The sequence below is a fragment of the Bordetella sp. genome, from assembly GCF_057362025.1.
In genome coordinates this window covers 1-9,412 of record NZ_JBMQQZ010000025.1, presented here as the reverse complement: position 1 = coordinate 9,412, position 9,412 = coordinate 1, and the positions used below count along the sequence as shown (strand labels likewise).

8 protein-coding genes are annotated in these 9,412 nt (G+C 66.0%); 7 read left to right on the top strand and 1 reads right to left on the bottom strand.

Annotated features, from left to right (window positions below; translation table 11 throughout):
• Positions 1-438: 438 nt before the first annotated feature.
• Positions 439-1,281, bottom strand: coding sequence for a FadR/GntR family transcriptional regulator (locus ACO1P8_RS06810; protein ID WP_486295149.1), 843 nt, complete (start codon positions 1,279-1,281; stop codon positions 439-441).
• A 175-nt stretch (positions 1,282-1,456) separates the two neighbouring features.
• Here ACO1P8_RS06810 and ACO1P8_RS06805 point away from each other — a divergent pair, with 175 nt between their 5' ends.
• The 7 genes from ACO1P8_RS06805 to ACO1P8_RS06775 all read left to right on the top strand — a co-directional run bounded on the left by ACO1P8_RS06805 (position 1,457) and on the right by ACO1P8_RS06775 (position 9,108).
• Positions 1,457-2,656 carry an ABC transporter substrate-binding protein gene (locus ACO1P8_RS06805; RefSeq protein WP_094840645.1) on the top strand — a complete coding sequence of 400 codons (1,200 nt, stop codon included), beginning with the start codon at positions 1,457-1,459 and terminating at the stop codon, positions 2,654-2,656.
• Positions 2,657-2,765: 109 nt separating this feature from the next.
• The gene (locus ACO1P8_RS06800; protein ID WP_486295148.1) at positions 2,766-3,623 is read left to right on the top strand and encodes a branched-chain amino acid ABC transporter permease; all 858 of its coding nucleotides are present in this window, start codon (positions 2,766-2,768) and stop codon (positions 3,621-3,623) included.
• Positions 3,624-3,741: 118 nt separating this feature from the next.
• The gene (locus ACO1P8_RS06795) at positions 3,742-4,737 is read left to right on the top strand and encodes a branched-chain amino acid ABC transporter permease (protein ID WP_486295147.1); all 996 of its coding nucleotides are present in this window, start codon (positions 3,742-3,744) and stop codon (positions 4,735-4,737) included.
• Positions 4,738-4,843: 106 nt separating this feature from the next.
• A complete protein-coding gene (locus ACO1P8_RS06790; RefSeq protein ID WP_486295146.1) occupies positions 4,844-5,611 on the top strand; it encodes an ABC transporter ATP-binding protein in 768 nt (255 codons plus the stop codon).
• Positions 5,608-6,306, top strand: coding sequence for an ABC transporter ATP-binding protein (locus ACO1P8_RS06785; RefSeq protein ID WP_486295145.1), 699 nt, complete (start codon positions 5,608-5,610; stop codon positions 6,304-6,306). Before ACO1P8_RS06790 ends, ACO1P8_RS06785 begins: the two co-directional genes overlap by 4 nt.
• Before the next feature lie 40 nt (positions 6,307-6,346).
• Positions 6,347-7,609 carry a Zn-dependent hydrolase gene (locus ACO1P8_RS06780; RefSeq protein ID WP_486295144.1) on the top strand — a complete coding sequence of 421 codons (1,263 nt, stop codon included), beginning with the start codon at positions 6,347-6,349 and terminating at the stop codon, positions 7,607-7,609.
• Complete coding sequence (locus ACO1P8_RS06775) at positions 7,606-9,108, top strand: M81 family metallopeptidase (protein ID WP_486295143.1); 1,503 nt, start codon at positions 7,606-7,608, stop codon at positions 9,106-9,108. The genes ACO1P8_RS06780 and ACO1P8_RS06775 overlap by 4 nt, the downstream gene beginning before the upstream one ends.
• Positions 9,109-9,412: the final 304 nt, after the last annotated feature.

Below are 9,412 nucleotides of genomic sequence, written 5' to 3'. Positions count from 1 at the left end.
GGTTGCTGTGGAGGGTGTGTTCTTCACCTCCGAGGATTTGATTTTCACGTGCGTTGATCGGTGCTGTTGGTGGGTAGTTTGCTGGTGCCGTCCGCCGGGGGTGGTGCCTGTCGGGGCCAGCCCGTTGGAGCCGCGCGAGGGAATCCGAAGGCAGGACGGCCGGGCAAAAAAAGCGCAAGAACCTCACCGCCACTTCGGCCGCCGTACGAGGATGACAACGCGGAAGTCCGGCGCGCAGGCGCTGGACCGGCTCCTCCGGGCTGGCCTCGACAGGCACCACCCCCGGCGGACGGCACCAGCAAACTACCCACCAACAGCACCGATCAACGCACGTGAAAATCAAATCCTCGGAGGTGAAGAACACACCCTCCACAGCAACCGCCAGCGATAAGAAGCCACCGAAATCCTCATGGCAATCGCCGTCCCATCTGCATCAGGTCAGTCTGCTTCCCCGACCGTCTGCCGCGACAACCGCCGACGAGCCGCGACGTGGCGCCTGCTCATCTCCGAGTCCAGGATCAACCGCCCCTGCAGCTTTCCGTTCAACTTTTTGACGAACCCCGACGCCTCGACCATATGTTCCGCCATCAACCGCCTGACGTTGTCCGCATCGCCCGCCCGCGCCGCGTCCACGATGTCCTGGTGCACGCGCACATTCGCTTCGCCGAAGCGCCGCTGCGTACGCGTCGGCGTATCGTTCTCGAATACCGTCAGCTGGCGCAGCATTTCGTTGATCAACTGGCAGGTAAACCGCAGGAAAGGATTCGGATTGGCCAGCGCCAGGATGTCGTGGAAATTCAAATCTTCCTTGCGTTGCGCCACCACATCTGCCGTCTTGCCCGATGAAGGATCGCAGCATTCGATGCTATGGCTCAACGCCTCGAAGTCCGCCTCTGTCAGATAGGGTACGGCCCCCGCCGCCAGTTCCGGCTCCAATAGCTTGCGCACCGTGTAGATGTCGTCGATCGTGACTTCCTTGAAGAACAGATAGTTCTGCATCAACTGGAAGGTGCGGTCCAGCGTGACCTCCACGATGCGGCCGCCGCCGGTCGGGCCGGTGCTGATCGTGACCAGGCCCTGCACCTCCAGCGATTTCAAGGCTTCCCGCATCGTGCTTTTGCTGACGGCGAACAACTGCTGCAATTCGTTTTCGCGCGGCAGCTTGTCGCCGGGCCGCAGGTCGCGTTCGGTGATCAGCCGCTTGATTTCTTCTGCGACCAGGTCGGCGCGCTTGGCCCTGCCCGGCGCGGCGGGTGCCCGGGCGGCGGATTCGCGGGGCATGCGAGGAGTCTCCCCTTGTGGTTCGGCTGGACGGATCCGTTGAAACGGCCTGCGCGTTGCTGGCACACCCTAGGGAAAATACGGCCCCGTTCCGTGCCCTGCCGTGTTGACGCGGAATATCGCGGCCTCATATTATCAGTTCATCCTATTTATCATGATAAATAAGGGGAAAACCTTGAACCGTCGCCACCTGTTGAAACTCGCCGCCCTGTCGGCCCTGCCCGGATCCCTCTCGCTGCGCAACGCCTATGCGCAAGCGGCCCAGGAGATCCAGCTCGGATGTCCCGTTCCCATGTCCGGGCCGTTCGCTGCCAACGGCAAGTATGCGGACCTGGGCATGAAGCTGGTCGTCCAGCAGTACGGCAAGATCCTCGGCCGTCCGCTGGCCTATACGACGCTGGATACCGAAGGCAAGCCCGCCACCGCGGTGCGCAAGGTGCAGGAACTGGCGCAGCAGAAGCATGCGCGCTACTTCGCCGGCGGCATCCTGTCGTCGGAAGCCCTGGCCATGGGCAAGGAAGTGCAGAAAGACGGCGGCGTGTTCATCACCACGGCCGGCGCGGATGAAATCACCGGCTCGGACTGCAATAAGTCCACCTTCCGCTGGTCGGTGCCCACCTACGGCGCGATCGAACAGACGGTGCGTCCGCTCATCGAGAAACTGCCCAAGGCAAAGCGCTGGTACACCATCACGCCGCAGTATGTGTTCGGCGACGGTCTCTTGAACGCGGCCAAGAATATCTTCAAGGAAAAGGGTATCGAGCACGTCGGCAACAGCTATCACTCGCTGGCGGAAAAGGAATTCAGCGGCTATCTGACCAATGCCATGGCGGCCAAACCGGATGTCCTGCTGCTGCTGAACTTCGGCTCGCAGTCTTCCGACGCATTGCGCCAGGCCGTCAGCTTCGGCATGAAGCAGAACACCACGATCCTGATGGCGTGGGCTTCCGGCCTTGAGCAGTTCGAATCGCTGGGCGCGGATCTTTGCGAAGGTGTGTACTTCGGCGCGCAGTACTGGCATGGCATCGATAGCCCCGGCAACAAGGACCTGGTCAAGCGCTGCCAGGACACCTTCAAGGCCAATCCCAACTACAGCCTGGCCGGTTCCTATATCTGCGCCAAGATCCTGATCGACGCCATCGTCAAGGCCGGCACCGACGATCCCGCCAAGGTCATTCCCGTACTGGAAGGCATGAAGTACACCGGGCTGACCGGCGACGAGGAAATCCGCGCGCAGGATCATCAGGTGCTGAAGAACTACTATCTGCTGCGGGGCAAGGCCAAGAAAGCCATGAAGGACAAGGACGACTACGCGGAGATCCTCAGTTCGGGCCAGTCCTTCCTGCCCGTGGCGCAGACCGGCTGCAAGCTCTGATGAATGACGCTCCGATGCCTGGCGCCGCGGGTGCGCCCGGCGGGGACGGCCCGGCGCGGCGGGCGTCCGTGCTTTCCAGTATGTAAAGATCCCGGCTGCCTTCGCATTCATGAACGTCTATCTGCTGCAAGTCGTCAACGGCATCGGCATCGGGATGCTGTATTTCCTGCTGGCGGTGGGGCTGTCCATCATTTTCGGCCTGCTGCGCTTCGTCAATTTCGCGCACGGGGCGTTCTATCTGCTGGGCGCCTACTTCTGCTACCAGGCTGTGGCCTGGGGCCTGGATTTCTGGCTGGCGCTGGCCGTCGTCCCCCTGTTGGTGGCGCTGCTGGCCTGGCTGGCCGAACGTACGCTGCTGCGGCGGGTCTATGACCAGCCGCATGAATTCCACATCCTGATCACCGTCGGGCTGGCACTGGTGCTGCAGGAGCTCGTCATTGTGGTTTGGGGGCCGTTGGGCGACAACGTGGCGACGCCGGACATCCTGCAGGGCGTGGTCATGTGGAGCGGCTTCATCTATCCCAAGTACCGGTTGTTCATCATCGGCTTCACCGCGGTTTTCGCGCTGGTGCTCTGGTGGGTACTGGAGGGCACGCGGCTGGGCAGCGCCGTGCGCGCGGGCAGCGAATCGGCGGAAATGGTCTCCCTGCTCGGTATCAACGTGTACCGGGTCTTCGGCCTGGTGTTCGCCCTGGGCGCGGGCACGGCGGCGCTGGCGGGTGCCCTGGCGGCCCCGATCCGGGGGGTGGACCCCTTCATGGGCCTGGAAGCGCTGGGCGTGGCCTTCGTCATCGTGGTGGTGGGCGGCATGGGCAGCTTCGCCGGCGCGCTGGCGGGCGGCCTGCTGATCGGGATCGTGCAAAGCGTGATGAGCACGCTCTGGCCGGAAGGCGCACGGCTGATGATCTATGTGGCGATGGCGGCCGTGCTGCTGCTGCGTCCGCACGGCTTGCTGGGGAGAGGATGATGCGGCTGTCACCGGAATATGCCGGGGCCGGGATGACGCGGCGCTTGAGTGGACATACGCACGGGCGGGACAGGACGGCGCAGCGGTCGCGCGCGCATGCGGGCATGCGGAGGCCAGGATGACGCGGGCACTGCGTGGTCATGCGGGCTCGCTGCTGGCGGCTGCCACGGTGCTGCTGCTGCCGCTCCTGCTGGATTCCGGCACGCTGGCGACGGAAGTCCTCGTGTATGCGCTGGCGGTGCTGGGCTGCAATCTGCTGCTGGGCTACACCGGGCTGCTTTCCTTCGGCCAGGGTATCTTTTTCGGCGTGGGGAGCTATGCGGTGGGCATCCTGATGACGCGCGCCGGCCTGCCGCTGCCCGCCGCCGTGCTGGCCGCCATCGTCGTCGGGGCCGCGGTTGCCGGTCTGGTGGGCTGGTTCGCCATCCGCCAGCGCGGCACGTATTTCGTCATGCTGACGCTGGCCTTCGCGCAGATGTTCTATTTCCTGGCCTACAGTCTGCCGTCGTGGACCGGCGGCGACAACGGCCTGCTGGACATTCCGCGTCCACCCCTCGCATTGGGCGGCCTGACGCTGATGCGGCTGGATACGCCATGGCGCTTCTACGCGCTGGTGGGCATCTGCTTCCTCGTGGTGTTCTGGCTGCTGCAGCGGGTGACGGATTCCGTGTTCGGCCGCACGCTGCTGGCCGTCCGCGAAAACGAAGGCCGCGCCCGCGCCGTCGGCTACGATACGCGCGCGCTGAAGCTGGCCGTCTTTGCCCTGTCGGGCGCCGTGACCGCGCTGGCAGGCGCCTTCCATGCCTTGATGACGGGCATCGCGCCGCTGTCCAACATCGAATACCACACCAGCGAGATGATCCTGGTCATGACGGTCATCGGCGGCACCGGCAATCTGTTCGCCTCGGTGCTGGGCGCGGCTTTCTACGTGCTGGTATCGGACTGGCTGTCGACGCTGTGGCCGCGCTGGCTGATGCTGCTGGGCCTGCTGCTGATCGGTGTCAGCCTGTTCATGCACAAGGGCCTGTGGGGCCTGGGGCAGACATTGTGGCAGCGCCTGCGGCATGCCCGGCGCGGTGTCCCGCCACCCCACGCGGAGGAGGACCGGTTATGAATACGCTGTTGCCGGGATGGCCTGCGCGAAGCCGCATCCGCGGGATCGGAACGCGCCGCGCGCCGCGTGCGGCGGAACCCCGCATTGCCGTGCCAGGGAGGCAGCCATGAGCAGCCCCATCCTGGAAGCCACCGGCATCGTCAAACGCTACGGAAAATTCACCGCGCTTGCCGGCGTCGACCTGCGCGTGATGCCCGGTACGGTGCACTCGGTGATCGGACCGAACGGCGCCGGCAAGACGACGCTGTTCCACACCCTGACCGGCACCGTGCCCGTCAGCGGCGGGCGCATCGTATTCGATGGCCACGACGTTACGCGCGAGCCCGACAACGTGCGCGTGCGGCGCGGCATCGCGCGCTCGTTCCAGGTGACCAGCCTGTTTGCCAACCTGGACGTGCGTGAGAACCTGCGCCTTGCGGCACAGGGCGGGCACGCCTCCGGCGCCTTCGACATGTGGCACCGGCCCGGCCGCGACGCCGCCCTGAACGAACTGGTCGACAGCCTGCTGGACCGCCTGGCGCTGCGTCCGCGCGCCGGTGTCGCCGCGGCGTCCCTGTCGCACGGGCAGCAGCGACGTTTGGAAGTGGGCATGGCGATGGCGGCGCGTCCGCGTGCCATCTTCCTGGACGAGCCCACTTCCGGCATGGGCGTGGATGACCTGGATTCGATGAAGGCGCTGATCCGCGGCCTGGCCGCGGACCATACCGTGGTGCTGATTGAGCACAACATGAATATCGTGATGGATATCTCCGATACCGTGACCGTGATGCAGCAGGGCAGGGTGCTGGTGGAAGGCCCGCCCGCGGCGATCCGCGACGACCCGCGCGTGCGCGCCGCCTACCTCGGCAATATGATCACCGGAGGCCGCGCATGAAGCTGCAACTGCGCGACGTGCACGCCTATTACGGCAAAAGCCATATTTTGCAGGGCGTATCCCTGGCCGTGGGCGATGGTGAACTGGTGACCCTGCTGGGCCGCAACGGCGCGGGCAAGTCCACCACGCTGAAGACCATAGCGGGCGCGCTGCGCCCGGCGCGCGGGGAGATCCTCTTCGATGGCGCGCCCGCCGGCGGGCTGCCGGCGCACCGCGTGGCGGGCCTGGGCCTGTGCCTGGTACCCGAACATCGCGGTATTTTCCGGCTGTTGACCGTAGAGGAAAACCTGCTGCTGGGCGCGCGGCGCCGCTCGCCCTGGCAACTGGCCGATATCTACCGCATTTTCCCGCGCCTGAAAGAACGCCGGCGCAATGGCGGCGCCCAGTTGTCCGGCGGCGAGCAGCAGATGCTGGCGATCGGCCGCGCGCTGATGAACCATCCCCGCCTGCTGATGCTGGACGAGCCGGTCGAAGGGCTGGCGCCCGTCATCGTCGAGGAAATCGTCGCGCAGCTCAAGCTGATCCGGCAGCAGGGCGTGCCCATCCTTTTGGTGGAGCAGAACCTGGAAGTCTGCACGCAGCTGGCCGACCGCCACTACATCATCGAACAGGGCGCTATCGTGTACGAGGGCAGCAACGCCGATTTTTCCGCCGATGACGCGATCAAGGACCGCTACCTGGGCGTGGGGGTTTGATGGCCGCGGCACGGCGCATCGTCTTCTAGAGGAACCGAACATGTCCGACCCCGCAATCCCCTCCTTCCCGCGCATCGATGGCGCGCGCCTGTGGGAATCGCTGATGGCGCTGGCGCGCATCGGCGCCACCGACAAGGGCGGCGTGTGCCGCCTGGCATTGACGGACCTGGACCGCCAGGGCCGCGACCTGGTCGTGCAGTGGGCCCGCGAACTGGGCTGCACCGTGCGCATCGACGCCATCGGCAATATCTTCATGCGCCGCGCGGGCCGCCGCAGCGACCTGCCCCCGGTCATGACGGGCAGCCATATCGATACCCAGCCCACCGGCGGCAAGTTCGATGGCAACTACGGCGTCCTGGCGGGCATCGAGGTCCTGCGCACCCTCCATGCCCATGACATCGTCACCGAGGCTCCCCTGGAGGTCGCCGTCTGGACCAACGAGGAAGGATCGCGCTTCGTCCCCGTCATGATGGGCTCCGGCGTCTTCGCCGGTGCCTTCACCCTGGCCCACGCCCTGGAGCAGCGCGACCGCGACGGTATGGCCGTAGCCGATGCCCTGCGCGCCATCGGCTACGACGGCGCCGATGCCGTGGGCGGCCGCGCCGTGGCCGCCTATTTCGAGGCGCACATCGAGCAAGGTCCCATCCTGGAAGCCACTGGCAAGACCATCGGACTGGTGCGCGGCGCGCTCGGACAGCGTTGGTTCGACGTCACCGTCACGGGCATGGAAGCGCACGCGGGGCCTACGCCCATGGAGCTGCGCCACGACGCGCTGCTGGCCGCCGCCGACATCGTCAAGCAGGTCAACCGCATCGCGCTGGACCACGCGCCGCATGCCCGCGGCACGGTAGGTTGCCTGGACACCTATCCCAATTCGCGCAATGTCATCCCGGGGCGCGTGCGATTGACAGTGGACCTGCGCGCGGCCGACGACGCCACCCTGACCGACATGGCCGCGGCCCTGCGCGACTATTGCGCGGCGCGGACGGGGGTCACCGTGGATGTGCAGGAAGTGGTCTACTTCCCGCCTCAGCCTTTCGATGCGGCACTGGTGGCGTCGCTGGAGGATGGTGCGCGCGAACTGGGCCTGTCCTCCATGGACATTGTCAGCGGCGCCGGCCACGATGCCGTCTATCTGGCGCGCGTCGCGCCGACCGCGATGATTTTCGTGCCGTGCAAGGATGGCATCAGCCACAACGAGATCGAGGACGCCAGCCCGGAACACCTGGAAGCGGGTTGCAATGTGCTGCTGCGCGCCATGCTGCAGACCGCCGGCGTCGCCGCCCGGGAGACCGCCGCATGAAAGTCCTGATCGCACGGATGAACCACGAGACGAACACGTTTTCGCCGGTCCCGACCCCGTGGTCGGCCTTCGGCCGCAACGGCCCCGCCTGCGGCGACGATGCCCGCCGCGAAAACGAAGGCGCACGTACGGCCATGGGCGCCTTCATCGATCTGGCCAAGGCGCATGGCGCGGACATGGTGACGCCGCTTTCCGCCTGGGCCTATCCCAGCGGACCGGTGCACGCCGATGCCTACGACCGGATGTGTGCCCGTATCCTGGCGGACGTGCCAGGTTGCGACGCTATCTTCCTGGATCTGCACGGCGCCATGGTCGCGCAAAATAGCGATGACGGCGAAGGGGATCTGCTGGCCCGTGTGCGCGCAGCGGCGCCTGGCGTGCCGATCGCGGTGGCGCTGGACCTGCACGGCAATGTGACGGCGCGGATGGTGGAAAATGCGGACGTGATCGTCAGCTTCAAGACTTACCCGCACGTGGACATGTACGAAACCGGTGACCATGCGGGCCGGCTGCTGTGGCGCATGATCGCGGGCGAATTCCACCCGGTGATGGCATGGCGGCGTCCGCCGCTGATGACACATACCCTGCGCTCGGCGACCGATGCCGGCGCGATGCGCGATGCGGTGCGGGCGGCCCAGGCGGAAGAAGCCGGCGGTATCGCGGCGGCATCCGTGCTGGCAGGCTTCGGGCTGGCGGATATTCCCCATCCTTGCATCAGCGTGGTGGTGGTGGCCGATAAGGACCGCGCGCTGGCCGAGGCGGCGGCGGAAAGAATCGCGGCGGGAATCTGGGCGCAACGCGATGGTTTCGTATATCGGAGCGAGCCGCTGGCGGATTCCCTGGCACGGGCGGAAGCGATGGCGCGGGACGCGCGGCGACCCATTCTGTTGCTCGACCACGGGGACAATTGCAATTCCGGCGGTACCTGCGATACGACGGCGGTGCTGGAAGCGGCGCTGGCACGCGGGATGAAGGACATCCTGGCGGGGGTGGTGTGCGATCCGGAGGCGGTCGCCCGGATGGTCGAGGCAGGCGTGGGCGCGCGGGTAAGTTTGCCGCTGGGGAACAAGCGTTCGCTGGCGTCGCTGGGCATTCATGCGCAGCCGATGCAAGCCAGCGGGACGGTGCTGGCGATCACGGATGGCGAGTACGTGATTACCGGGCCGACCTATACCGGCATGCGGGTCAGTATGGGACGCACGGCAGTCCTGGATCTGGGCGATGCGCGGGTGGTGGTGTCGGAGCAGACGCACGAGCCCTGGGATCTGGCGGTGTTCGAGAGCGTGGGGCAGGATCCGCGGCAGGCGCGGTTCCTGTTGCTGAAGTCGCGGATGTATTGCCGGCCGGTGTTCGTGCCGATTTCCGACGGGCTGGTGGAATGCGATAGCCCGGGTGTAACGACTTCGGATTATTCGATTTTTCCTTACGTGAAACGGAGTCGGCCGTTGTATCCGCTGGAAGAGGTGGAGTTCGATGCGGGGGTTCGGCCTGGGGGGTGAGGGGTTTGCGGTTTGCTGATGCCGGTGCGTTGATCGTTTTGCTGTTGGCGGGTGGTTTGCTAGTGCCGTCCGTCGGGGGGGGTGCCTGTCGGGGCCAGCCCGGAGGAGCCGGTCCGGCGCCTTCGCGCCGGACTCCCGCTTCGTCATCTTCGTACGGCTGCCGAAGTGGCGGTGGTTTTCTTGCGGGTTTTTTGCCCGGCCGTCCTGCCTTCGGATTCCTTCGCGGGGCTCCAACGGGCTGGCCCCGACAGGCACCACCCCCGCCGGACTCCGGTTTGCCTTAATCACGGGTGCTGCGACGATC